Below are 21,682 nucleotides of genomic sequence, written 5' to 3'. Positions count from 1 at the left end.
CGAACCCGCGTTCAAAACGTTAATTCGATCCTGTTTCCTAGGTGGCGGGCGGTTTCGTCGCACCCATGGACGGGCGCGAATCAAAATCTTCGTGCCATTTCGCCAGGGCGTCGTTGCCTGCACGCCAGTTCCGCGCTCCATGGCGAAAATCGACATAGGACAAGGCACAGGCCACCGAGATGTGGCCCATATCGATCGGGCCCGACAAATGACTGACCCAGCGCGCGTTCAACACCGAGATCGCGCGGGCGACCTTTTCCCACTGCGCTTCGATCCAGTCTCCGTACTGCATCTCTTCGGGCCGCAGGCGCATCTCATAGGCCATCGACACCGCCGAATCCATGATCCCATCGCCGGTTGCTTCGAGGGTCAGCGTCTCCCACCGCGCGGTGCCGGTTGGGTACATCTTGCCGCCGTAAAGATCGTTCAGAAAGGCGGTGATCACCCGACTGTCATAAAGTGTGGTTCCATTGTCCCGCACCAAAGAGGGCAGTTTGGCCAAGGGGTTACTGGCGGCAAGACTGCTGTCGGAGGCAAAGGCGGTTGACTGGACGTCGATCAGCTCGACCTCCTCCGCCTTGCCCAGCTCATGCAGCAGGACGACAACTTTGCGCACAAACGGCGATGCGGGGGAATGGTAGAGCTTCATCAGGCAATCCTCCTTGCGATGTCGCGGTGACCCTAACAGAGCTAGGTGCCGTGTCCATTGGCCCCGCGCATGAGGGCTGCCAGAACCGGAAGCTCCATTCCCTGCCCAAAGGCTTCGACGTGGTCCGCTGCCTGCAGGCGGACGTCGTCAGGCTTGTTCTGATTGAGCTTCCAGGTGCCGTCAACGGCGGTGACCGTCATCCGGCAGGGCGCGATGGCCCGCATCATCCGCTCCATCACGCCTTGCGACATCTTAGAGGTCAGCCACGCCGGTTTGGGCAGCAAACGCTCCTCAAAGAGGGCTGACTGTCGATCCAGCAGATCATGCAGCTCCTCCTGCGGGCGCAGCTCCAGCGACCCGGTCAGGTGCACGGCGACGTAGTTCCACGTGGGCACTTGATCCTCGACACCGTACCAATCGGGAGAGACATAGCTGTCTGGCCCCGACACGGCGAGGCGTGCGGGCAGCGGCCCCGCCTTCAGCGCCCGTGCAATCGGATTGGAGCGCAGCAGGTGCAGCCCCAGAGATGCGCCATCCTCCGCCAGAAGAAACGGCACATGGGACAGCCAAGGCGCATCGGCCCCGCTGACGGCCAGCACGCCAAAAGCCCGTTCGCGCGCAAACGCAAGGTTCTGATCCTGTGTGTGCGTGTGAAACACCGGGTTGGGATGCATGGCTGGCCTCGATCTCGAACGCGGCTTTCCTCTTGCAGGCTTTGCTGTCCCTTGGCAAGTTGTGCACATTCTCAGGGCGGGGTGGAATTCCCCACCGGCGGTATGGAGGCACTGACCTTCGAGCCCGCGAGCGCAATGGGTTTCTCGCTGAAATCCCTTGGTCCAGCAGATCTGGTGAGAAGCCAGAGCCGACGGTCACAGTCCGGATGAAAGAGAATGCGACTGACGCGGGTCTTGGGCCCGTGCGCAGCCGTGATCGCCTTGGGTGGACGTGTCTGAACCTAGAGGAGATCCCCATGACACACACCCGTTTCGCCTTTGTCAAAGCCCGGTGGCACGCCGATATCGTGGATCGTGCGCTGGATGGCTTCAGTGAAGTCATCTCGCCAGCGCAGATTGAAGTGATCGACGTGCCGGGCGCCTTCGAGCTGCCGCTGATGGCGCGAGATATGGCGCGCTCGGGGCGCTATGCGGCAGTCGCCTGCGCTGCATTTGTGGTCGATGGCGGCATCTATCGCCATGATTTCGTTGCGCAATCGGTCGTTCAGGGTTTGATGCAGGCCGGGCTGGAGACCGGAGTGCCGGTGCTGTCCGTCGCGCTGACCCCACATCAGTATCAGGAAACCGAGCACCACAATGCGATCTATCGTGCGCATTTCGTGCAGAAGGGTCGTGAGGCGGCAGAGGCGGCGCTGGGTATTCTGAAAGCCCGCGCCGCGCTGCGCGCCGACGCAGCCTAGCGAGTCAGACTCGGAAAAGCTGCGGAGGAGAAAAGCGCCCTTCCCCCCATCGAAGGGGGGCGGACGCTGCCCGGCATAAATGCCGGGCCGTGGCGCCTGATAGCATGCGATGCTATCCCAAATAGGCGCGCAAGGCGGGGGGTGGATCCTCCAGCAGGGCCTTGGCGGGTTGTGGGGCCGCTGCGCGCCCGCCTTCGACAAAAATCACATCATCCGCAATCCGCCGGACATCTGCAGGATCGTGTGTCACCATCAGGAGCGTTGCCCCCGTCTCTGTCGCGAGGCCATTCACCAGGTCCAGCATCTCTTGTCGCAGCGCAGGCCCCAACGCGGCAAAAGGTTCGTCCAGTAAAATCACAGGGCGGTCCTGAACCAGCACCCGCGCCAGCGCCGCCCGGCTTTGCTGTCCGCCGGAGAGCGCGCCCGGCGTGCGCGCTTCCATGCCCTGCAATCCCACGCGGTCGAGCGCCAGGGCGATGCTCGCCTTGTCGTCGGCGGTGAGTTTGAGGTCAGGTCGGATGCCAAGGCCCACATTCTGCGCCACGCTCAGATGCGGGAAAAGGTTGTTGTCCTGGAACAACATGGCAATAGGGCGCTGCCCCTGGGGCACCTGCGTGATGTCGCGCCCCTCCCACTCCAGCCGCCCTGCGCGCAGGGGTATGAACCCGCCAAGCGCACCAAGCAGCGTGGACTTACCTGCGCCTGAGGGACCGATCACAGCCGTTTTCCGCCCCGGGGCAATGGTGAAATCCGCCGCCAGCAGGAAATCCCCCTGCGCAATCTCGATACCTTCAAGGGTTAGCATGCCAGCGCCCTCCCTTGTCGCAGAGCCAGAACAGCCCCAGCGCCATGGCCAGCAGAAGAAGTGCCGCGCCGGCTGCAGCCTCGGTCCGGTAAGCGCCCATCAGGCGATACATCTGCAAGGGCAACGTCGCCCGGTCTGGATCAGCGAAAAGCGCGATGACGCCCAGATCGCCCACGGACAGCGCCCCGGTGAGACCCGCTGCGAACCCGATCTGCGCCCGCAGGCGCGGCAGGACCAACCAACGCCAGGCGGACCAGCCTTGCAAGCCAAGCGCGCGGGACAACCGATCATAAGTGACCAATACATCCCGCATCGGCGGCACGAGAATGCGCAGCGCAAACGGCAGCGCCATCAGCGCGTTGATCAAAGCCGTCACAGGCAAAGCCAATGGCACCGGATCGGCGATCGGATTAATCAGAATGAACCAGCCCGTACCGATCATCAATGGTGAGGCCGAGAGGCCAATGAGGCCAATCGCCTCCGCGCTGCCACGTTGCCGCGTGCTGATCCACCCCGCCATGGGCAGAGCGATGAGCAACAGCACACCAACGCTCAGCACCGCAACCCAGAGGGAATTGCCTGCGGTTTGCCAGACGACAGCGGGCATCTGCGGCAACCCTTTCAACCCGGCCAAGAGGATCGCCAACAGCGGCAGCAGAAGAAAAGCCGCGCCGAGCGCTATGGCCAGAGCATCCACCCACGCCTGCACCCCGCCCCGCGCGTCCCAACGCATCAGCTTCCGATCCAGCCCGGCGCTGAGCGGGAAATTCGGGATCACCCAGAGCGCAATCAACGCAGCACCCCCTGCCAGCGCCAGTTGGATCACCGACAAGAGCGATGCGCGTGCCAGGTCAAAATCAAAGCGAAAGGCCTGATAGATCGCCAGTTCCACCGTAGTCGCGCGTGGCCCTCCCCCAAGCGTCAGCGCGACGGCAAAACTGGTGAGGCAAATGACGAAAATCAGTGCAGCAGCGCCCGGCACAACCTGTTTGAGCAGTGGCCATTCGAGCGTACGGAAGACCATGCGCGGCGGCAGATCCAGCTGCGCTGCCAGCCGAAAGCGCTCTGCCGGGATGCTCTGCCAGCCTTGCAGCAAAAGCCGTGTGGCCAGCGGCAGGTTGAAAAACACATGCGCCAGCACCACGCCGTGCAGGCCATAGATCGACACCTCGGGCATACCCAGCGCGCCAAAGGCGGTGTTCAGCCAACCGGTGCGTCCGAACACCGCCAGCAGGCCCAGCACTGCGACGATGGTGGGCAAAATGAACGGCGCGCCCAGCAAGGTGACCAGCAGCCCGCGCCCGACAAAGCGCCGCCGCGCCAGCGCACGGGCCAGCGGAATGGCGCAGACGACCGAGAGTAGGGCCGACAAGGCGGACTGCACCACGGTGAAGCGGATCGCGGCCCATTCGGCAGGGCCGAGACCACGGCCCAATTCAGCGCGCAGGCCCAGGCCCACAAAGGAGAGCAGGACCGCGAGGACAACAAATGTGCCCGCCGCGATCCCGGTTGTGCCGATTATTGGCTGAGCGCGCTGCGCCATGTCTCGATGGCCTGCGCCTTGCGGGCTTCCGCCTCATCCTCGGAGTAAAAGAGCACCTTTTCCGGCAGCGGCAACTCTGACCACCCCTCTGGCCACTGATCCTCGGGCAGCGCCGACGGGAGCGACCAGTTGGCGGTCGGGATCATCTGCTGAAAATCCGCGCTGAGTACGTAAGCCATGAAGGCGTCGGCCAGCTCAGGCTGATCTGTACCGGCGATCTTGCCCACGGTTTCCGCCATGAAATAGTGTCCTTCGGGGAAGATCGCGGCCTTTTTCGTGAAATCCTCTTCAGCAAACATGTGATAAGCGGGCGAGGTCGTGTAGCTCAGCACCATGTCCACTTCGCCATCGGTGAACATGCCGTAGCTGGAAGACCAATCCTTGGTCACCGTCAGGATCTTCGGCGCGAGCATCTGCCAGACCTCGGCGGATGTCTCGCCATAGACCGCCTCGACCCAGAGCACGAGCGCGAGGCCGGAGATCGAGGTGCGCGGATCCTGTATGACCAGCTTCACATCGTCGTCCATTTCCAGCAGGGCATCGAAACTCGCAGGCGGCGCGTCCATCGTGGTTTCATTGTAGATGAAAGCCGTGTGCCCGTAGTTGAAGGGCAGGAAGGTATCATCCGTCCAGTCGATCGGAAGGGTCAGCGCGGACTTGTCCTGTCCATGGGGCGCGAAAAGCCCGGTGGCACGGGCGCGCGCGGTCACATCCGTTGTGAGGCCCACAACCACATCCGCCTTGGTCCGCTCCCCTTCAAGCAGCAGGCGCGGCAGCAGATCCCCTGTGGAGAATTGCAGATCGCAGTCGCAGATCGCTTCGAAGCCTTCTTCGATCTTCGGGCCCGGGCCCCATTCAGACGTGAAGTAATCACCCGCATAAACGGTCAGTACAGGCGTCTCGGCGCCCGCTTGTGAGGCCAGCAGCAGCGTGGTGGCAAGAAGAGTTCTTCGCATGATCAGTCCTTTCAAATGCGACGAACGGATGAAAGGATGATCAAGCTCACCTTCCCTCCGCCGGTCTTAACCGGGTCAGGTTCTACGGGTCCGCGCGTCTGCACATCTCAGCCGGAAAGGCCCCCCGAGGTCCTCTCAGACGTAGTGATGTGTCGCGGGCTTGGCAAGCGATAAGCTCTTGAGGCGATCCGCATGCGCCGCTAAGCAGCCACGTCAAAGGAGCGCGCCCATGTCGATCAACAGTTTTGGCCATCTCTTCCGCGTCACCACCTGGGGTGAAAGCCATGGGCCTGCCCTTGGTGCGACTGTCGACGGCTGCCCACCGGGCGTGGCGATTGACGAGGCGATGATCCAGCACTGGCTCGACAAGCGCAAACCGGGGCAGAACAAATACACAACGCAGCGGCGTGAGCCGGACGCCGTGCGTATCCTGTCCGGTGTTTTTGAGGGTCAGACCACGGGCACGCCAGTGCAATTGATGATCGAGAACACGGACCAGCGCTCCAAGGACTATGGCGATATCAAGGACAAGTTTCGACCGGGCCATGCGGATATCACCTATCACCAGAAGTACGGTGTGCGGGATTATCGCGGCGGCGGGCGGTCAAGCGCGCGCGAAACAGCAGCGCGCGTCGCAGCGGGCGGTCTTGCGCGCGCGGCATTGGCATCACTTGTGTCTGGCGTTGAGATCAAGGGGTATATGGTGCAGATGGGTCCGCATCAGATCAACCGGGAACGGTTCGATTGGGCACAGATAGACCAGAACCCGTTTTGGGTGCCGGATGCTAAAGCGGCAGATGACTGGGCGGGCTATCTTGACGGGTTGCGCAGGTCCGGTAGTTCGGTGGGTGCTGTCATTGAGGTGGTTGCACGCGGCGTGCCCGCAGGGCTCGGAGCGCCGGTCTATGGCAAGCTGGATACGGATCTGGCTGCTGCGATGATGAGCATCAACGCGGTCAAAGGCGTCGAAATTGGCGAAGGCATGTCAGCGGCGATGCTGACAGGGGAGCTCAATGCCGATGAGATCAGCATGGGCCCGGATGGACCGATCTATTCCTCGAACCACGCGGGCGGCATCCTGGGGGGCATCAGCACCGGGCAGGACATTGTGGTGCGCTTTGCGGTGAAACCCACCTCCAGCATCCTGACCACCCGACGCACGATCACCAAGACAGGCGAAGAGACCGAGATTATCACCAAAGGTCGGCATGATCCCTGTGTCGGTATTCGCGCCGTGCCAGTGGGCGAGGCGATGATGGCCTGCGTGCTGCTGGACCACCTGCTCCTGCATCGCGGTCAGGTGGGCGAAAACCAGGGGCACATCGGCTAGGGCACCTGCGCCTCCAGCAGGCGCGCGACGCCCTGCACGCTCTGCTCTACCGCGCCAAGGCGCAGCTGCGACCGGGCCAGAACGCGCAGACCGATGTAGTGGATCAGCAGTACATTGGCCAAAGCACGCGTGGCTGCATCATCCATAGCATGGTGCACCGGAGAGGCACGGAGCGCCGTTTCCAGACCTGCTCGAATGCCCTCAAGCCCGCGCTGCACCGCTGCGGCAATCTCTGGATCTGACATCTCGAACCCAGCCGCTGCCGTGCACAGCAAGCACCCCCGGTTATCGCCTTTTGTCGCCGCCGCAGCCGATGCCGCAAAAAGACCAAGGATGCGGTCACGTCCGTCTTCAACAGCCGGATCGGACAGTCGCGCCTGCGCGGCCCCAACCGCCTCATCCTCATAGTGCTCCAGCACCAGCAAAAAGAGCGTCTTCTTGTCCTTGAAAGCCTTGTAGAGGCTGCCGCGCGTCAGCCCCATTCCTTCCAGAAGGTCGGGCAGCGAGGCCTCCTGATACCCTTTCTCCCAGAAAACGCCCATGGCGTTCCGGATCGCATCCTTGGTTTCAAACTCTCTTGGGCGGGCCATGGCGGTCTCCTGTCGTCGACCGTCGATATAATTTGGAACCGATTGTTACACAACTCACACAGACGTGTATTGAACCAGCCGGTTCCGAATTTTAGCTTCGGCGTATGACCAGCACGCCATATGGAAAGCACATCCTCATGAGACAGCTCTTCTCCGCCCTTCTTGTCATTGCCCTGACCTCACTCGCCACGGTCGGCGCACTTGCCGGGAGCAGCACCACTGGCAACTTCATCGGCAAAAGCAGTCACATCGCCACCGGCGGTGTTACCATCGTCAAAAACGCAGACGGCACTGCGACCGTCACATTGGAAGACGATTTCTCGCTCGACAGCGCACCCGACCCGCGCGTGGGCTTTGGGAAAGACGGCACATTCATCGAGGCCTCGGATCTTGGTGCGCTGAAACAGCTCAACGGCAAACAGGTCTACGCCGTGCCCGCGTCGATCAACCTGGACGACTTCAACGAAATCTACATCTGGTGTCTGAAATTCTCGGTGCCTCTGGGCGTTGCCAAACTCGGTTGATCTTTCGCCGTCAGAGGCGCAAGAGAGGGCCATGGCCCAAGACCTTACGGAACACCGACCGGGCCGCGCAATTGCTCTCAAGCTTTGCGCGGTCTTTCTGTTCATGGTCATGGCGGCCATCATCAAGGGCGTCTCGGGCGCGGTCCCGCCGGGGCAGGCCGTATTTTTCCGCTCTCTCTTTGCCATCCCCATCATCGCACTGTGGCTGGCACAGCGCGGGCAGCTGCGCGACGGGCTGATCCCCTCGAACCTGATGGGGCATGTCTGGCGTGGCGTTTTTGGCACCTCCGCTATGGCGCTGACCTTTGCGGGCCTCGGCCTGCTGCCCCTGCCCGAAGTCACGGCCATCGGCTATGCCACGCCGCTCTTTGCCGTCATCTTTGCGGCGATGTTTCTCGGCGAACGCATCCGGCTGATCCGGATCTCCGCCGTGACGCTTGGCCTTGTGGGCGTGATGATCGTGATCGCCCCGCGCCTGAGCGTCGGAGCCGATGACATCTCGCGCGCGGCGACCATCGGCGCGGGGATGGTGCTGACCGCCGCGATCCTGCGCGCGCTGGTGCAGATCCATGTGCGCCGCCTTGTGCAGACCGACCACACGGCGGCCATCGTCTTTTACTTCTCTGCCACAGCCAGCGGCCTCGCCCTGCTTTCGGCCCCCATCGGCTGGGTCATCGATCACCCCGCCTTTGTCTGGGTTTGGCCCGAGCGTGCCGTGGTGCTGTGGCTGATCACCGCCGGGCTGATCGGGGGGGTGGCACAGATCATGGTCACCTCCTCCTACCGCTTTGGCAGCGCCTCGATGCTGGCGCCCTTCGACTATGCCTCGATGATCTTTGCGGGCATCATCGGCTACGTCGCCTTCAACGAGGTGCCCACCGGCCCCATCATCCTGGGCGCGAGCCTCGTGATCGCGGGTGGCATCCTGATCATCTGGCGCGAGCAGCAATTGGGGGTTGACCGCAGCAAATCAAAACCCAATCAATCGCCGCCGGGCACACCTTAACAAAGGGCAATCACATGAGCGATGCAGAGACCCACAAGGAAGAGATGAAAAAGGTGCAGGCCAAGCACCGCGCCAAGGTCGCCGAAGCCGAAGACCCCGGGCGCGGGTTGGTGCTGGTGCACACAGGCAAGGGCAAAGGCAAATCCTCCAGCGCCTTCGGCGTCGTGATCCGCGCTTTGGGTTGGAAGCAGAAGGTCGGCGTTGTCCAGTTTATCAAGGGCAAATGGATCACGGGTGAGAAACGCTTCTTCGACAGCCTCGGCGACGTGACCTGGCACACGATGGGCGAAGGCTTCACCTGGGACACGCAGGACCGCGACCGCGACATCGCCGCCGCCGAAGCCGCCTTCGCCAAAGGTGTAGAGATGATGCAAAGCGGCGACTACGACCTGGTGGTGCTGGACGAGATCAACATCGCGCTGCGCTATGAATATCTCGATATTCATGCGGTGATCGATAGCCTCAAGGCCCGCGACGCCCGCACCGGCGTGATCCTCACGGGCCGCGACGCCAAGCCCGAGCTGATGGACTACGCCGATCTGGTCACGGAGATGACCGAGGTCAAGCACCCCTACAAGGCAGGCATCAAGGCGCAACGCGGGGTGGATTTCTGATCTGATCGCTGCATCTTGCGGGTCAGTGAAAGGACCTGCGATGCCGAAAATCCGCAATGGCCGACCTGACATCACATCCATCACCAGCGGAGCAGAGCTGCGCCGCTGGTACTGGCTGAAATCCGAGTTGGAAGCGCAGGCCAAGGCGGTCGGCATTCGCGCGACCGGTGGCAAGTTCACAATCCTCGACCGGTTGGCGCATTTTCTGGACACTGGCGAGGCCGTATGGCCCGGCGATGTCCGCAGCAAACCACGCTCGACCTTCGACTGGCACAGCGCCGCGCTCACGCCCGCGACAGTGATCACCGACAGCTACCGCAACACCCAAAACGTGCGGCGGTTCGTCAAGGCGCATGCGGGCGAGGGCTTCAAGTTCAACATCGCCTTCATGGCGTGGATGAAGGCCAATTGCGGGAGGACACTGGCCGATGCCGTCGCCGAGTATCACCGGCTGAAGGCCGAAGCAGCCAAGCCGGGGTTCCAGTCCCAGATCGCGCACCACAACCAGTTCAACCAATACACCCGGGATTTTCTGGCCGACAATCCCGAGAAGGGCATGGGTGACGTGCGCAAATACTGGGCCCTGAAACGCGACATGCCGTCCGAGGATGGACGGCATGTCTATGACAGATCCGATCTGGACCTTGACTGATTAGAGGCTGGTGCCTTTCGGGTCCAGCGTCACCGCGTAAAGCTCTGTATCCGCGCGGTCCATCAGACGCACCTTCATCTGCTGGGTCTGCGCGTCGATGTCGACCAGACCGAAGAACTGCAGACCCTCCGAGGGCGGCAGGTTGATGCCTTGCTCTTCAGTTGGCGCCTTGACGTATTTCACCTCGGCTCCAAAGGTCATGTCCATCGCATTCGGGCCGAAGGTGCCCGCGTGCAGCGGGCCGGAGACAAACTCCCAGAACGGCTCGAAATCCTGAAACTGCGCCTTGTCGGGGTTGTAGTAGTGCGCCGCCGTATAATGCACATCCGCGGTAAACCAGACGGTGTTGTCGATGCGCGCGTTCTTGATGAAGCGCAGCAACTCCGCCACCTCGACCTCGCGCCCCATGGCCGGGCCGCTCACACCATCGGCGATCCCTTCGGAGCCCGCCTGCTCGCGGAAGTTGTCCCAGACGATCAGACCAATGGGTTGATCGGAGGCAATCACCTTCCAGGTCGCGGTCGAGGCCGCCAACTCGCGCTTGAGCCAGGCCATCTGCTCGGCGCCCAGCACGCGCTGTTCATCGGTCAGCTCTTCTGTCATCTCGGCGGTGTTCGGCCCGCGATAGCTGCGCAGATCGAGGAAGAAGACATCCAGCATCGGGCCGTAGTTGATCTTGCGGTAGACCCGGTTCGGCTCCTCCGGCGTGATGCGCCGCGGCGTCATCTCGTGGAACGCCCGCGTCGCCCGCGCCTGCAGCAGATGCACCGATTTCTCGGTGTAGCGGTCATCGGCCATCATATCCTTGCTGTCGGACCAGTTGTTCACGACTTCATGGTCGTCCCACTGCATGAAGGTCGGCACGGAGGCGTTCATCGCGCGCACATGCTCGTCCAGCAGGTTGTACTTCCACTGAGCGCGGAATTCGTCCAGCGTTTCGGCCACCTTGCGCTTTTCATCAGGCAACAGCACGTTACGCCAGATCACCTCACCGTCTTTCTCAACCTCATCCTGCATCGGGCCGTCAGCATAGACCGTATCGCCCGAGTGAATGAAGAAATCCGGCTGATGCTGCGCCATGGTCGCATAAGTTGCCATGCCGGTCTCGTCGATGCCCCAGCCCTGCCCTGCGGTGTCGCCCGACCAGGCAAAGCGGATGTTGCGCCGGGCGGTGGGGGCCGTGCGGAAGCGCCCAACCAGCGGCTCTGACGTCGCATTCACATCATTCAGGTCAGCAGCCACAAAGCGGTAGAAGATATCCTGATCGGATGGCAGCCCGGCAACAAGACGCTTGATCGACATATCGCTCGACGGGATCGCGTCCATCGAAGCGAGTTGCCGCGCGTTCTCAAAGCTCTCGGTGGTGGACACCTCCATGCTGATCCGTGCGGGCCGGTCCACCCGGGTCCAGATCATACCCGACGAGGTGTCGACATCCCCCGATTGCACACCATGGGTGAAAACGGGCCGGGATGACGCCCGGCTGAGGCTAGGCATGGCGAGGCTGGCGGCAAAGGCGGTGGATCCGGCCAGAACGGCGCGACGAGTGGGGCGGATGAGCTGTGTCACGAGAGATCTCCATGTGGCGATTGGCTACTGTGCGATAAACCCTCAAAAACGTAACGCCCAAGGTACACACGTGTAACGGGAGGATCAAAGATTCATGACAAACCGCTCAGCCTTTGTGACAGGCCGAGGCTTCAACGATCAGCCCATCTGTACCGAAGCGCAAGGTTTCAGCAGCAAGCACATCGCTTTGGTTGCGATATAGGATCACCAGCATCCCATGCCCGCGCAACACATCCACCACAATGAAAGACAGATCAGGCTGCTGGTCGAGGGCGGCTGCCCAGTAGGCGCGCAGGGCATCGCGTCCATGTATCTCGCCGCGCCCGGTCAGCCGCATCGCCTTTTGTGAGCGAAAGACCACATCCGCGCTGTAATGGGCGAGGATGCGGTCCAGGTCATGGGCGTTCCAGGCGGCTTCCCATTCGTCGGCGAAGGCGGCGTAATCCACCGGCGCTTAACTGCGCACCAGCTTCTCGTAGTCTTCCGCAATCCCGCGGGTGATCGCGCCCACCTCGAAATTATAATCGCCAATCTGCCCCACAGGCGTGACCTCGGCAGCGGTGCCGGTCAGCCAGCATTGCTCGAAGCTCTCTAGCTCCTCGGGCATGATCACCCGCTCGTGCACCTTGATCTGACGGTCCTCCAGCATACCCACGACGGTCTGGCGCGTGAGCCCGTTCAGGAAGACGTCCGCCTTGGGCGTGTGCACCTCGCCGTCCTTCACAAAGAAGATGTTCGCGCCCGTGCATTCGGCCACATAGCCGCGATAGTCCATGAACAGCGCATCCGAACACCCCTTCGCCTCCGCGGCGTGTTTCGAGGTTGTGCAGATCATGTAGAGCCCCGCCGCCTTGGCATGAACCGGGATCGTCTCGGGGCTGGGGCGCTTCCACTTGGCGATGTCGATCTTCGCGCCTTTGAACTTGGCATCGCCATAGTAATTGCCCCATTCCCAGGCGGCTATGGCCAGATGCACCGGATTACGCGAGGACGCGACACCCATGTCTTCGCCTGCCCCGCGCCAGGCCACCGCGCGCACGTAGGCGTCAGTCAGGCCGTTCGCCGTCAGCACCTGCTGTTTGGCTGCTTCAATTTCGTCCACGGTATAGGGGATCTGAAAATCCAGCTCACCTGCCGAGAAGTGCAGCCGTTCCGAATGCTTGCGGCTCAAGAAGATCTTGCCGTTGTAGGCCCGCTCGCCCTCAAAAACAGAAGATGCGTAGTGCATGGCATGGGTCAGAATGTGGACATTCGCCGCGCGCCAGTCGACCATTTGGCCGTCCATCCAGATCTGTCCGTCGCGGTCATCATATGCGCCTGCCATTGTCTTTCCTTCCCAAAGTGGCCGTCATGTTTTCAAAAGTTGCGCCAGATACGTCCGGTACGGACATAAAGTTGCGCAAAAGATGCGATTCGATAGCCCTTTCCCCTTGGAATGTCAACAACACTGACATATGCTGGTGGACAAAGGATTAGGACTTTTTGAGGCATATGATGGCAGACGGGCGCAGTTCTTCAGCCCACAGCGGTGAGAACCTTCTGTTTTTGACCGACGAGCAGCTGCGGCAGGGCATTGAGGCCATGTTTTTTGCCTATCGCGGCTTTACTGCCGATCCCGACCGTATTCTTTCCGACATGGCCTACGGGCGTGCGCACCACCGTGCTGTGCATTTCATCAACCGCGCGCCCGGCACAACTGTGAACAATCTGCTCAACATCCTTGGGGTCACGAAGCAATCGCTCAACCGTGTCTTGCGCACGCTGATCGAGGATGGTCTGGTTGAGAGCAAGGTCGGAACCGAAGACAAACGCGAGCGCCACTTGTTCCTGACCGAGGAAGGCCGCGCGCTTGAACAAAAGCTGTCGGATGCCCAGCGGGCGCGGATGCGGATGGCATTCCGCGATGCGGGACCAGAGGCGGTTGCAGGGTTTCGAATGGTGCTGGAGGCGATGATGGATCGGGAAATGCGCAAGGCCTACACACGGCTGAAGGACGGCATATGAGTGAAATGGATGCCCACCTGCTGATCGTCGACGATGATGAACGGATCAGGACGCTGCTGCAGAAATTCCTGATGCGCAGTGGGTTCCTCGTGACCGCCGCCCGCGATGCGGCACACGCCCGGCGAATTCTGTCCGGGCTCGACTTTGACCTGATTGTGCTGGACGTGATGATGCCGGGCGAGGATGGCTTGTCGCTGACCAAATCTCTCCGTGAGGAGCGCGCGGTACCGATCCTGCTGCTGACCGCCAAGGGAGAGACGGACAACCGCATCGAAGGGCTTGAAGCGGGCGCGGATGACTATTTGGCGAAGCCGTTCGAGCCAAAAGAGCTGCTGCTGCGCATCAACGCCATCCTGCGCCGTATGCCCGAGGCCCCGGCCGATCAGACGGCGCCCAAGGTGCTGAGCCTTGGCGGCATCCGCTACGACATGGAGCGCGGCGAGATGTGGCAGGGCGAAGAGCTTGTGCGATTGACCGCCACCGAGATGCAGCTGATGAAGATCTTTTCAGCCAGCTGCAACGAGCCCATCAGCCGCGCCAAACTGGTCGAAGAGCTGGGCCGGGATCGCGGGCAGGCCCAGGAGCGCGCTGTCGATGTTCAGATCACGCGCCTGCGCCGCAAGATCGAGGAAGACCCGAAACAGCCGCGCTATCTTCAGACGGTCCGCGGTGCCGGTTACATGTTGGCGCCGGAGTAGCCCGCCTGGGCTTGCGGGGCTCAGCCCCGCAAGCCCAGGCGGGCGGGCGCATCACAGCAAGACTGGCACGCTGACAGGAAACCTTCTAAAAGAACGCAAACTCCATAACCAGCGAGCCAGCATGACCGACACCCCCGTAAAAGAGATGAGCTTTGAACAGGCGATGGCCGAGCTTGAAAAGGTCTTGGGACAGCTGGAGCGCGGCGATGTCGCGTTGGATGAGAGCATCGCGCTCTATGAGCGCGGCGCCGCCCTCAAAGCCCGCTGCGAGACCAAGCTCAAGGAGGCCGAGGAGAAGGTGGCGGCGATCACGCTTGACGGTGATGGCGCGCCGACAGGGACAACACCGGTCGAAGGGCTCTGAGCCATGTTTTCCGACCGTCTGGGCGCTGCGGCTCAGGCTATTCAGGCACAGTTTAAACACACACTTGGCCAACTGGATGACGTACCGGTTGTCCGGGCGATGCGGCATGCCACACACGGTGGCAAGCGGCTGCGCGGCTTTCTCGTGATTGAAAGCGCACGGCTGCATGGTATCTCCAGCGCGCAATCGATCTGGGCCGCCACCGCAGTCGAAGCGCTGCACGCCTATTCGCTGGTGCATGACGATCTGCCGTGCATGGATGACGACGACCTGCGCCGGGGCAAACCCACTGTGCACCGCAAATGGGATGAGGCCACGGCGGTTCTGGCAGGTGATGCTCTGCAAACCCTCGCCTTCGAACTGGTGACCCGCTCCGAAGCAAGCCCGGAGCCTGCCGTGCGGGCCGAACTGGCCTTGCGGCTGGCCCGGGCCAGCGGGGCTGAAGGCATGGTTCTGGGCCAGGCGCTGGATATCGCGGCAGAGACAGCCGAGGCCCCGCTGTCGCTTGACGACATAACCCGGCTGCAACACGGCAAGACCGGCGCGCTGATCGAATGGTCGGCCACGGCGGGTGCCGTGCTAGCGCAAGCTGACGCCGCGCCGCTACTCCGCTATGCCCGCGCCTTGGGTCTGGCCTTCCAGATCGCCGATGATGTGTTGGACGTGACTGGCGACAGCGCGACCGTTGGCAAGGCTGTGGGCAAGGATGCGAGTGCCGGCAAGGCCACTTTCGTCTCCCTGCTTGGGCTTGAGGCCGCGCGGAGGCGCGCCGCCGATCTTGTCTCGGAGGCCTGCGACAGCCTGGAGGGTTACGGCGCTGAGGCCGAGACGCTAAAAGAGGCCGCACGTTTCGTTGTGACGCGCGCGCACTGAGAGGGGCCCATGAGCTCAGATCGACCCGACACCCCGCTGCTTGACACCATCCGCCGCCCGGCTGACATGAAACCGCTGTCTGATCGCCAACTGACCCAACTGGCGCAGGAATTGCGCGCCGAGACGATCTCGGCAGTCTCCGTTACAGGCGGGCATCTGGGCGCGGGACTAGGTGTTGTGGAGCTTACCGTGGCGCTGCATGCAGTCTTCGACACGCCGCGCGACAAGGTCATCTGGGATGTGGGGCACCAGTGTTACCCGCATAAGATCCTCACCGAACGGCGCGACCGCATCCGCACGCTGCGCATGAAGGATGGCCTCAGTGGCTTCACCAAGCGCAAGGAATCCCCCTACGACCCCTTTGGCGCGGCCCATAGTTCCACATCGATTTCTGCCGCGCTTGGCTTTGCCGTGGCGCGTGATCTCGGCGGCGTGGTGCCGGAAGGGCTGGGCGATGCGATTGCGGTGATCGGCGATGGCTCGATGAGTGCAGGCATGGCTTATGAGGCAATGAACAACGCAGGCCACCTTGGCAAGCGCCTGATCGTGATCCTGAACGACAATGAGATGTCCATTGCGCCTCCGACGGGTGCGATGTCGAGCTATCTTAGCCGCCTCTACGCGGAAGAGCCGTTTCAGGACCTCAAGGCCGCCGCCAAAGGGGCGGTCAGTCTGCTGCCCGAACCATTCCGAGAAGGGGCCAAACGCGCCAAGGACATGCTAAAGGGCATGGCCGTGGGCGGCACCCTTTTCGAAGAGCTTGGGTTTTCCTACCTCGGGCCGATCGACGGGCATGAGATGGACCAGCTTCTGCCCGTCCTGCGCACGGTGAAAGCGCGCGCCACCGGGCCGATCCTGATCCATGTGCTGACCAAGAAAGGCAAAGGCTACGCCCCCGCCGAGACGGCGCGCGACAAGGGGCACGCCACGGCGAAGTTCGATGTGCTGACGGGCGAGCAGAAGAAGGCACCGTCAAATGCCCCCAGCTATACCCGCGTCTTTGCAGATAGCCTGCTGCAGGAGGCGGCGGAAGACGACAAGATCTGTGCGGTGACCGCTGCTATGCCCGATGGCACCGGCCTCAACCTCTTTGCCGAACGCTACCCCAGCCGCTGTTTCGACGTGGGTATTGCTGAGCAGCATGGGGTGACCTTTTGCGCCGGTCTGGCAGCGGGCGGGATGAAGCCCTTCTGTGCAATGTATTCGACCTTTCTGCAGCGTGGTTACGACCAAGTTGTGCATGATGTTGCGATCCAGCGCCTGCCAGTGCGCTTTGCCATAGACCGCGCGGGGCTTGTGGGTGCGGATGGCGCCACCCACGCAGGCTCCTTCGACATTGCCTATCTCGCCAACCTGCCGGACTTTGTGGTCATGGCAGCGGCGGATGAGGCCGAACTGAAACACATGGTCGCCACCGCTGCCGCACATGATGACGGCCCCATCGCCTTCCGCTTCCCTCGAGGGGAAGGACAGGGCGTCGACATGCCGGAACGCGGCGAGGTGCTTGAGATCGGGAAGGGCCGCATGATCGCTCAGGGTGCCCGGGTCGCCCTGCTGTCCTTCGGCACACGGCTTGCCGAAGTCGAAAAAGCCGCCGAAGCCCTGCGTGCGCGCGGCCTCAACCCCACCATCGCGGATGCCCGCTTTGCAAAACCGCTGGATCGCGATCTGGTTCTGCAGCTCGCAGCTGATCATGAGGCGCTGATCACCATTGAGGAAGGGGCTGTGGGTGGCTTCGGCAGCCACGTGGCGCAATTGCTGGCGGATGAGGGCGTGTTTGACCACGGGCTGAAGTTCCGCTCCATGGTTCTGCCGGATATCTTCATCGACCAGGCCAGCCCGGCGGATATGTACGCGGTCGCAGGCATGAACGCCGCACAGATCGAGAGCAAGGTTCTGGAGGTTCTGGGCATCGCGCAGATTGGCGAAGCGCGCGCCTGAGATATCAGAGCACAGCCACATTCAGCAGGGCCAGTGCGCCTACCGGCACGGCCACCATCCCGATGTAGCCCGCGATCACAAAGTATCCATCCCGCGCAAAAAGCCCAAAGGCGAACAGGCCGACCGTTGCAGCTGCAAGGGAGGTGACGCCGGGCAAAAGCTCCAACGCGGGCCAACCCAGCGGGATCACCGCACATTGCGCGAGTATGAGCAGCCGCATGGGCCCCCGGGTGAGATATTGCAGGCGCGGGTGCGAGTTGCGGTCGATCCAATCCGCAGGTTTGCGCATCCACTGCACTGCCTGTTGCAGCCGGTGCCCCTTGACCTCGGCCCGCATCATCCAGCGCGGCAACCACAAACGGCGCCCCGCCAGCCCTTGCAGCGATAGTAGGATGATGATGATGGCACAGATGGTTGGGATACCGGGCACACCAGACAGGGGCGAGACAAGCAACAGGGCAACGACAAGGATCACCGGCGTGATCGTCCGGTCCCCGATTTCTGCCACCACATCGCGCAGTTCGACCGTGTCGTCCTCGGCGGCGCGGTCCACCGCGTCCAGCAAGGTTGTGAGTGGCCAATCCCTATAGCTCTGTCGTGATATCGTTCTCGCGTTCCTCACGCAGCAAAGCCTCCAGCCCGGTTCGGTAGTCAGGGTACATCAGTTGCACTCCCAACTCTCGGCTGATGCGATCGTTCCGCACTTTCTTGCTTTCGGCGTAGAAACTCCGCGCCATGGGCGTCATGTTAGCGGTCTCGAAATCGACCGCCGGGGGCAAGGGCACGCCAAGAAGCTCTGCCGCATAGGCAATGACATCCTGTGGCGGTGCCGGGTCATCATCGCATAAGTTGTAGATCGCACCCGGGTTGGGCTGCGCCAACGAGGCCTGTAATACCTGCGCGATATCCTCGACGTGGATCCGCGAGAACACCTGCCCCTTTTTGATGATCCGCCGCGCGGTGCCCTTGCGCACCTTGGAAAACGGCCCCCGACCGGGGCCGTAGATACCTGCCAGCCGGAAGATATGCAGGTTCAGATCGGGGATTGCCTGCCACGCGGCCTCTGCCTCGACCCGCGCCTGACCGCGTTTCGTTGACGGCGTCAACGGCGTGCTTTCGTCAACCCAACCGCCCGCATGGTCGCCATAAACACCGGTTGTCGACAGATACCCAACCCAGTCGAATTGGGATGCGGCGGCGGTGATCTGATCCTGCAGCATGTTCAGAACCGGGTCGCCGTGCGCCCCGGGGCCTGCCGAAATCAGCAGCGCGTCCGCCTGCTGCAACACCTCCGAGATATCTGTGCCGGGCCAGACCAGCGGCTCAGCCCCGCTTGCCATGACCGCTGCCGCCTTCTCTGCGCTGCGTGTCGTGCCGATGACGCGCCAACCCTTTCGGGTAAGACGCGGGGTCAGTGCCTTGGCGCTGAACCCATGGCCAAAGGAAAGAAGGGTTTTGCTCATGCGACCAAGGTGGACTGCCCATGCCGGAGGTTCAAGGCACGCTCAGGCGGGACTCTCGATCTTTCTGGCGTTGGGCACAAGATCGTTGATCCGGCGCAGATGCTCCGGCAGGCAGCGCGTCAGGAAATCGTGATGCTCAAGAATATGCAACCGGGCCGCCGGACCCAGATGTGCAAAGGCGCCGGGATCAGACACCACGTCGATCACCTGCTGCGCCAACGCATCCGGATCATGGAAATCCACCAGCAGGCCCGTCTCGCCATGAGCAATCACCTCGCGCACCGGGTCCACGCCCGAGGCCACGATGGTCGCTTGCATCGCCATCGATTCCATCAGCGACCAAGACAGCACAAAAGGCATGGTCAGGTAGATATGACACCGGCTCAGCTGCACCAGCTTTTGGAAATCCGGATACGGGATCTGCCCCAGAAAATGCAGCCGGGTCCAGTCAATTTCGTGGCCGACCTCCTTTTCCATCTCCGCCCGCAGACCGCCGGGCTTATCGGATTTGCCGCCGTAGGAAACGTCGTTGCCACCGATGATCAGCACCCGCGCGTTGGGCCGTTCCCGCAGAATACGCGGCAGCGCGCGCATCAGAATGTGAAAGCCCCGCGCCCGCTCCAGATTGCGCGCCACATAGGTGATCACCTCGTCATCGCGGGTCAGAGGCACCTCCAACCGCCCAAGCGACAAAGACGCGTCCGCATTTGGCAACAGCCTGTCGGCGCGGATGCCGTCGTGGCACACATACATACGGTCATGGAAGCTGTTGGGAAAGCGGTCGCGCTGCCAGAGCGTCGGGCACTGACCCAGATCTACCGTTTCGATATTGGCCAGCGGCACGGCGTTGCGGGCCTGTGTCAGGAAGGGCGCGTGCTCCGAGACTGGTTCATCACTGTCAAAACCAACCAGCCCGCCCAGCAGGGTATAGTAGTATTCGAAGTAGCCGATGATCGGCACATCCGGCCAGACCTGCTTAAAAAAGGTCAGCTCACCCCAGCCCACATGGCCGACGACGATATCGGGCTTGAAGCCCTCGTCCCGCTCCAGCTTGCGCGCGGCCATGGCTGCGCCAAACCCCGCACCGGTGGCTTCTTCCCAGACCTTTGACAGCCCATAGGCATCCTTGGCCGGTCGGTGATGGGCCTTGTAGACAATGGTGCGAATACCATCGAACTGCGGCGGATTGCGACGCTGGGTCAGAAAGGCAATCTCGTGCTGGCCGGTGGCGAGCAACCACTGCACGATCTCGCGGTACTGGCCCGGCATGTTCTGATGCACAAAAAGCAGTTTCATACCGGGTCACACCATCCACGAAAATTTTGCCCGTGTCATAGCCGCAGGGAGCGGGTTTTGGCAAACCGACCGTATACTTTTCCAGATCGAGGCGCGTCTTTTGCCACAGCTCCGGGCTTGATCAGCGGTCAACCGGCGTAGCTGCTGCCCTCGTCATCCAGGATCGCCTTGAGCTCTGCCAGATGACGCGCGTCCTGCTCCGGGTAACTCTCAAGCTCCTGCGCGGTCTTCTCGGCCACCTCATCTGGGAGCATTCGCAAAGGCTGGCCCGTCTGCAGCGCGAGGATATAGGTCATGCAGGCCCGCTCGAAATAATAGAGCCGGTTGAAGGTGTCGGCGACCGTGTCGCCAATCACCATCACCCCGTGGTTGCCCATGACCATGACCTTCTTTTTGGGGTCATCAAAAAGCTGAGCACAACGCTCGCCCTCGTCCTCAAAGGCCAGCCCGCCGTAGTTTTCGTCAATCACCACACGGTTGAAAAACGTGCAGGCGTTTTGATCCACGGGTGGCAGGCGGCTGTCGGCCAAGACCGCCAAGGCGGTGGCATAAGGCGAATGCACATGCATGGCACAGCGCGCGTGCGGGCAGTGCCGGTGCAGCCCGCCGTGCAGGCCCCAAGCGGTTGGGTCGGGCGCATCCGGCCCGTCCATGCTGGCCGGGTCGTTGGCGTCGACCACGATCAGATCGGATGCCTTGATACGCGCGAAATGCATCTGGTTCGGGTTCATCAGGAACTGGGTGCCATCCTCGTTGATCGCCAGGCTGAAGTGATTGGCGACGGCTTCATGCATGTTCAGCCGCACAGTCCAGCGAAAGGCCGCGGCGAGGTCCACACGCTCCTGCCAGTGGTCGAGATTGGGGCGAATCTGCGAAACGGACATGGTACATCTCCTCAGTGTCTGCTCGGATAAGACCATGGGCGCCAGCAACAGGCCAGTCCAAAAACTGGCGCGTCACAACGGGCGGCTTGGCACCCAGGCATAGCCATCATCACAGAGGATATAGGCCTCGCGCAGACCATGCGGCTTGTCCGTGGGCGGCTGCAGAACAACCGCACCCAGGGCTTCGGCGCGCGCGACTGCCGCCTCGGGGTCGGTGTCGTAGAGACGGATCTCGATGCCAGCACCGCGCGGCGGGTTTTCAGGCAACAACCCCAGCAGCGGATTCGCGGCATAGGTGCCGTCGCTGTGCAGCTGAAAGACCTGCGCGCCATAGGTGATGATGGCAAAATCCGCGCTCAGCCGGTGCACGCCCATCTCGAACACGGCTTTCAGAAAATCAGCCGTTGCGCGCACGTCACGCACAAGCAGGTTCAGCCCGATGCCGCGCAGGCTTTTGCCGAAATCATCCGCTGATACGGTTTCATAGTCCATCAATCCTGCACCCCC

General features: G+C 62.1%; 25 protein-coding genes and 2 riboswitches. Of the genes, 11 read left to right on the top strand and 14 right to left on the bottom strand.

What is annotated here, in order from left to right:
* Positions 1–37: 37 nt before the first annotated feature.
* Complete coding sequence (locus So717_RS07085) at positions 38–649, bottom strand: glutathione S-transferase (RefSeq protein WP_159975505.1); 612 nt, start codon at positions 647–649, stop codon at positions 38–40.
* Positions 650–690: 41 nt separating this feature from the next.
* Complete coding sequence (locus So717_RS07080) at positions 691–1,323, bottom strand: FMN-binding negative transcriptional regulator (protein ID WP_159975504.1); 633 nt, start codon at positions 1,321–1,323, stop codon at positions 691–693.
* A 63-nt stretch (positions 1,324–1,386) separates the two neighbouring features.
* Positions 1,387–1,545: riboswitch (FMN riboswitch) on the top strand.
* 74 nt (positions 1,546–1,619) lie between these two features.
* Between So717_RS07080 and So717_RS07075 the strand changes: the two genes are divergently transcribed.
* Positions 1,620–2,063, top strand: coding sequence for a 6,7-dimethyl-8-ribityllumazine synthase (locus tag So717_RS07075; RefSeq protein ID WP_159975503.1), 444 nt, complete (start codon positions 1,620–1,622; stop codon positions 2,061–2,063).
* 112 nt (positions 2,064–2,175) lie between these two features.
* Here the strand turns inward: So717_RS07075 and So717_RS07070 are convergent, their stop codons facing one another.
* The 3 genes from So717_RS07070 to So717_RS07060 are packed head-to-tail and all read right to left on the bottom strand — an operon-like array spanning position 2,176 to position 5,367.
* On the bottom strand, positions 2,176–2,868 hold the full coding sequence (locus So717_RS07070) for a thiamine ABC transporter ATP-binding protein (RefSeq protein ID WP_159975502.1): 693 nt from the start codon (positions 2,866–2,868) through the stop codon (positions 2,176–2,178).
* Positions 2,855–4,411 carry a thiamine/thiamine pyrophosphate ABC transporter permease ThiP gene (locus So717_RS07065; RefSeq protein ID WP_159975501.1) on the bottom strand — a complete coding sequence of 519 codons (1,557 nt, stop codon included), beginning with the start codon at positions 4,409–4,411 and terminating at the stop codon, positions 2,855–2,857. Before So717_RS07065 ends, So717_RS07070 begins: the two co-directional genes overlap by 14 nt.
* The gene (locus So717_RS07060) at positions 4,387–5,367 is read right to left on the bottom strand and encodes a thiamine ABC transporter substrate-binding protein (RefSeq protein ID WP_159975500.1); all 981 of its coding nucleotides are present in this window, start codon (positions 5,365–5,367) and stop codon (positions 4,387–4,389) included. Before So717_RS07060 ends, So717_RS07065 begins: the two co-directional genes overlap by 25 nt.
* 35 nt (positions 5,368–5,402) lie before the next feature.
* Positions 5,403–5,504: riboswitch (TPP riboswitch) on the bottom strand.
* A gap of 92 nt (positions 5,505–5,596) precedes the next feature.
* Between So717_RS07060 and aroC the strand changes: the two genes are divergently transcribed.
* Entirely contained in the window at positions 5,597–6,697 is a 1,101-nt protein-coding gene (gene aroC, locus So717_RS07055; protein WP_159975499.1) for a chorismate synthase, read from the top strand.
* Here the strand turns inward: aroC and So717_RS07050 are convergent.
* Entirely contained in the window at positions 6,694–7,287 is a 594-nt protein-coding gene (locus tag So717_RS07050) for a TetR/AcrR family transcriptional regulator (protein ID WP_159975498.1), read from the bottom strand. The two genes, aroC and So717_RS07050, sit on opposite strands and share 4 nt — an antisense overlap.
* Positions 7,288–7,424: 137 nt before the next feature.
* Between So717_RS07050 and So717_RS07045 the strand changes: the two genes are divergently transcribed.
* From So717_RS07045 to So717_RS07030, 4 genes are read left to right on the top strand one after another with little or no spacing between them, the layout of a single operon-like run.
* The gene (locus tag So717_RS07045; protein ID WP_159975497.1) at positions 7,425–7,811 is read left to right on the top strand and encodes a DM13 domain-containing protein; all 387 of its coding nucleotides are present in this window, start codon (positions 7,425–7,427) and stop codon (positions 7,809–7,811) included.
* 31 nt (positions 7,812–7,842) lie between these two features.
* Positions 7,843–8,817, top strand: coding sequence for a DMT family transporter (locus So717_RS07040; RefSeq protein ID WP_159975496.1), 975 nt, complete (start codon positions 7,843–7,845; stop codon positions 8,815–8,817).
* Positions 8,818–8,831: 14 nt separating this feature from the next.
* The gene (gene cobO / locus So717_RS07035) at positions 8,832–9,431 is read left to right on the top strand and encodes a cob(I)yrinic acid a,c-diamide adenosyltransferase (protein WP_159975495.1); all 600 of its coding nucleotides are present in this window, start codon (positions 8,832–8,834) and stop codon (positions 9,429–9,431) included.
* A gap of 40 nt (positions 9,432–9,471) precedes the next feature.
* Positions 9,472–10,083, top strand: coding sequence for a DUF6434 domain-containing protein (locus So717_RS07030; protein ID WP_159975494.1), 612 nt, complete (start codon positions 9,472–9,474; stop codon positions 10,081–10,083).
* On the opposite strand, the gene So717_RS07025 is transcribed toward So717_RS07030, so the two are convergent.
* The 3 genes from So717_RS07025 to So717_RS07015 form a co-directional block, all read right to left on the bottom strand.
* On the bottom strand, positions 10,084–11,652 hold the full coding sequence (locus So717_RS07025) for an alkaline phosphatase D family protein (protein WP_202981896.1): 1,569 nt from the start codon (positions 11,650–11,652) through the stop codon (positions 10,084–10,086).
* A 106-nt stretch (positions 11,653–11,758) separates the two neighbouring features.
* On the bottom strand, positions 11,759–12,100 hold the full coding sequence (locus So717_RS07020; RefSeq protein ID WP_159975493.1) for a YybH family protein: 342 nt from the start codon (positions 12,098–12,100) through the stop codon (positions 11,759–11,761).
* Between the two features lie 6 nt (positions 12,101–12,106).
* On the bottom strand, positions 12,107–12,976 hold the full coding sequence (locus So717_RS07015) for a branched-chain amino acid aminotransferase (protein WP_159975492.1): 870 nt from the start codon (positions 12,974–12,976) through the stop codon (positions 12,107–12,109).
* A gap of 170 nt (positions 12,977–13,146) precedes the next feature.
* Between So717_RS07015 and So717_RS07010 the strand changes: the two genes are divergently transcribed.
* From So717_RS07010 to dxs, 5 genes are all read left to right on the top strand, one after another.
* Positions 13,147–13,656 carry a MarR family winged helix-turn-helix transcriptional regulator gene (locus tag So717_RS07010; RefSeq protein WP_159975491.1) on the top strand — a complete coding sequence of 170 codons (510 nt, stop codon included), beginning with the start codon at positions 13,147–13,149 and terminating at the stop codon, positions 13,654–13,656.
* Positions 13,653–14,354, top strand: a complete 702-nt coding sequence (locus So717_RS07005; RefSeq protein WP_159975490.1) for a response regulator — start codon at positions 13,653–13,655, stop codon at positions 14,352–14,354. Before So717_RS07010 ends, So717_RS07005 begins: the two co-directional genes overlap by 4 nt.
* A gap of 121 nt (positions 14,355–14,475) precedes the next feature.
* Positions 14,476–14,718: an exodeoxyribonuclease VII small subunit gene (locus So717_RS07000; protein ID WP_159975489.1), complete on the top strand. Its 243-nt coding sequence runs from the start codon at positions 14,476–14,478 to the stop codon at positions 14,716–14,718.
* A gap of 3 nt (positions 14,719–14,721) precedes the next feature.
* Positions 14,722–15,591: a polyprenyl synthetase family protein gene (locus So717_RS06995; protein WP_159975488.1), complete on the top strand. Its 870-nt coding sequence runs from the start codon at positions 14,722–14,724 to the stop codon at positions 15,589–15,591.
* Positions 15,592–15,600: 9 nt separating this feature from the next.
* On the top strand, positions 15,601–17,532 hold the full coding sequence (gene dxs / locus So717_RS06990; RefSeq protein WP_159975487.1) for a 1-deoxy-D-xylulose-5-phosphate synthase: 1,932 nt from the start codon (positions 15,601–15,603) through the stop codon (positions 17,530–17,532).
* A 4-nt stretch (positions 17,533–17,536) separates the two neighbouring features.
* On the opposite strand, the gene So717_RS06985 is transcribed toward dxs, so the two are convergent.
* The 5 genes from So717_RS06985 to So717_RS06965 all read right to left on the bottom strand — a co-directional run bounded on the left by So717_RS06985 (position 17,537) and on the right by So717_RS06965 (position 21,667).
* Positions 17,537–18,097, bottom strand: a complete 561-nt coding sequence (locus So717_RS06985) for an exopolysaccharide biosynthesis protein (protein ID WP_238840707.1) — start codon at positions 18,095–18,097, stop codon at positions 17,537–17,539.
* 19 nt (positions 18,098–18,116) lie between these two features.
* Entirely contained in the window at positions 18,117–18,995 is an 879-nt protein-coding gene (locus So717_RS06980; RefSeq protein WP_159975486.1) for an SDR family oxidoreductase, read from the bottom strand.
* Between the two features lie 42 nt (positions 18,996–19,037).
* Positions 19,038–20,291, bottom strand: coding sequence for a glycosyltransferase (locus tag So717_RS06975; protein ID WP_159975485.1), 1,254 nt, complete (start codon positions 20,289–20,291; stop codon positions 19,038–19,040).
* Positions 20,292–20,419: 128 nt separating this feature from the next.
* On the bottom strand, positions 20,420–21,175 hold the full coding sequence (locus tag So717_RS06970) for a class II aldolase and adducin N-terminal domain-containing protein (protein ID WP_159975484.1): 756 nt from the start codon (positions 21,173–21,175) through the stop codon (positions 20,420–20,422).
* Positions 21,176–21,247: 72 nt separating this feature from the next.
* The gene (locus tag So717_RS06965) at positions 21,248–21,667 is read right to left on the bottom strand and encodes a VOC family protein (protein ID WP_159975483.1); all 420 of its coding nucleotides are present in this window, start codon (positions 21,665–21,667) and stop codon (positions 21,248–21,250) included.
* Positions 21,668–21,682 lie beyond the last annotated feature (15 nt).

Source organism: Roseobacter cerasinus (assembly GCF_009811755.1).
Taxonomy (GTDB): domain Bacteria; phylum Pseudomonadota; class Alphaproteobacteria; order Rhodobacterales; family Rhodobacteraceae; genus Roseobacter; species Roseobacter cerasinus.
The sequence above is the reverse complement of the archived record's forward strand: the minus strand, read 5'-3'. Positions and strand labels throughout refer to the sequence as shown.

Coding starts and splice junctions, on each gene's coding strand:
- So717_RS07040 (WP_159975496.1), top strand. CDS start 7,843: ATGGCCCAAGACCTTACGGAACACCGACCGGGCCGCGCAATTGCTCTC.
- So717_RS07060 (WP_159975500.1), bottom strand. CDS start 5,367: ATGCGAAGAACTCTTCTTGCCACCACGCTGCTGCTGGCCTCACAAGCG.
- So717_RS07080 (WP_159975504.1), bottom strand. CDS start 1,323: ATGCATCCCAACCCGGTGTTTCACACGCACACACAGGATCAGAACCTT.
- So717_RS06980 (WP_159975486.1), bottom strand. CDS start 18,995: ATGAGCAAAACCCTTCTTTCCTTTGGCCATGGGTTCAGCGCCAAGGCA.
- So717_RS07015 (WP_159975492.1), bottom strand. CDS start 12,976: ATGGCAGGCGCATATGATGACCGCGACGGACAGATCTGGATGGACGGC.
- So717_RS07045 (WP_159975497.1), top strand. CDS start 7,425: ATGAGACAGCTCTTCTCCGCCCTTCTTGTCATTGCCCTGACCTCACTC.
- dxs (WP_159975487.1), top strand. CDS start 15,601: ATGAGCTCAGATCGACCCGACACCCCGCTGCTTGACACCATCCGCCGC.
- So717_RS07075 (WP_159975503.1), top strand. CDS start 1,620: ATGACACACACCCGTTTCGCCTTTGTCAAAGCCCGGTGGCACGCCGAT.
- So717_RS07010 (WP_159975491.1), top strand. CDS start 13,147: ATGGCAGACGGGCGCAGTTCTTCAGCCCACAGCGGTGAGAACCTTCTG.
- So717_RS07030 (WP_159975494.1), top strand. CDS start 9,472: ATGCCGAAAATCCGCAATGGCCGACCTGACATCACATCCATCACCAGC.
- So717_RS07050 (WP_159975498.1), bottom strand. CDS start 7,287: ATGGCCCGCCCAAGAGAGTTTGAAACCAAGGATGCGATCCGGAACGCC.
- So717_RS07000 (WP_159975489.1), top strand. CDS start 14,476: ATGACCGACACCCCCGTAAAAGAGATGAGCTTTGAACAGGCGATGGCC.
- So717_RS06995 (WP_159975488.1), top strand. CDS start 14,722: ATGTTTTCCGACCGTCTGGGCGCTGCGGCTCAGGCTATTCAGGCACAG.
- aroC (WP_159975499.1), top strand. CDS start 5,597: ATGTCGATCAACAGTTTTGGCCATCTCTTCCGCGTCACCACCTGGGGT.
- So717_RS07005 (WP_159975490.1), top strand. CDS start 13,653: ATGAGTGAAATGGATGCCCACCTGCTGATCGTCGACGATGATGAACGG.
- So717_RS06965 (WP_159975483.1), bottom strand. CDS start 21,667: ATGGACTATGAAACCGTATCAGCGGATGATTTCGGCAAAAGCCTGCGC.
- So717_RS07070 (WP_159975502.1), bottom strand. CDS start 2,868: ATGCTAACCCTTGAAGGTATCGAGATTGCGCAGGGGGATTTCCTGCTG.
- So717_RS06975 (WP_159975485.1), bottom strand. CDS start 20,291: ATGAAACTGCTTTTTGTGCATCAGAACATGCCGGGCCAGTACCGCGAG.
- So717_RS06970 (WP_159975484.1), bottom strand. CDS start 21,175: ATGTCCGTTTCGCAGATTCGCCCCAATCTCGACCACTGGCAGGAGCGT.
- So717_RS07065 (WP_159975501.1), bottom strand. CDS start 4,411: ATGGCGCAGCGCGCTCAGCCAATAATCGGCACAACCGGGATCGCGGCG.
- So717_RS07085 (WP_159975505.1), bottom strand. CDS start 649: ATGAAGCTCTACCATTCCCCCGCATCGCCGTTTGTGCGCAAAGTTGTC.
- cobO (WP_159975495.1), top strand. CDS start 8,832: ATGAGCGATGCAGAGACCCACAAGGAAGAGATGAAAAAGGTGCAGGCC.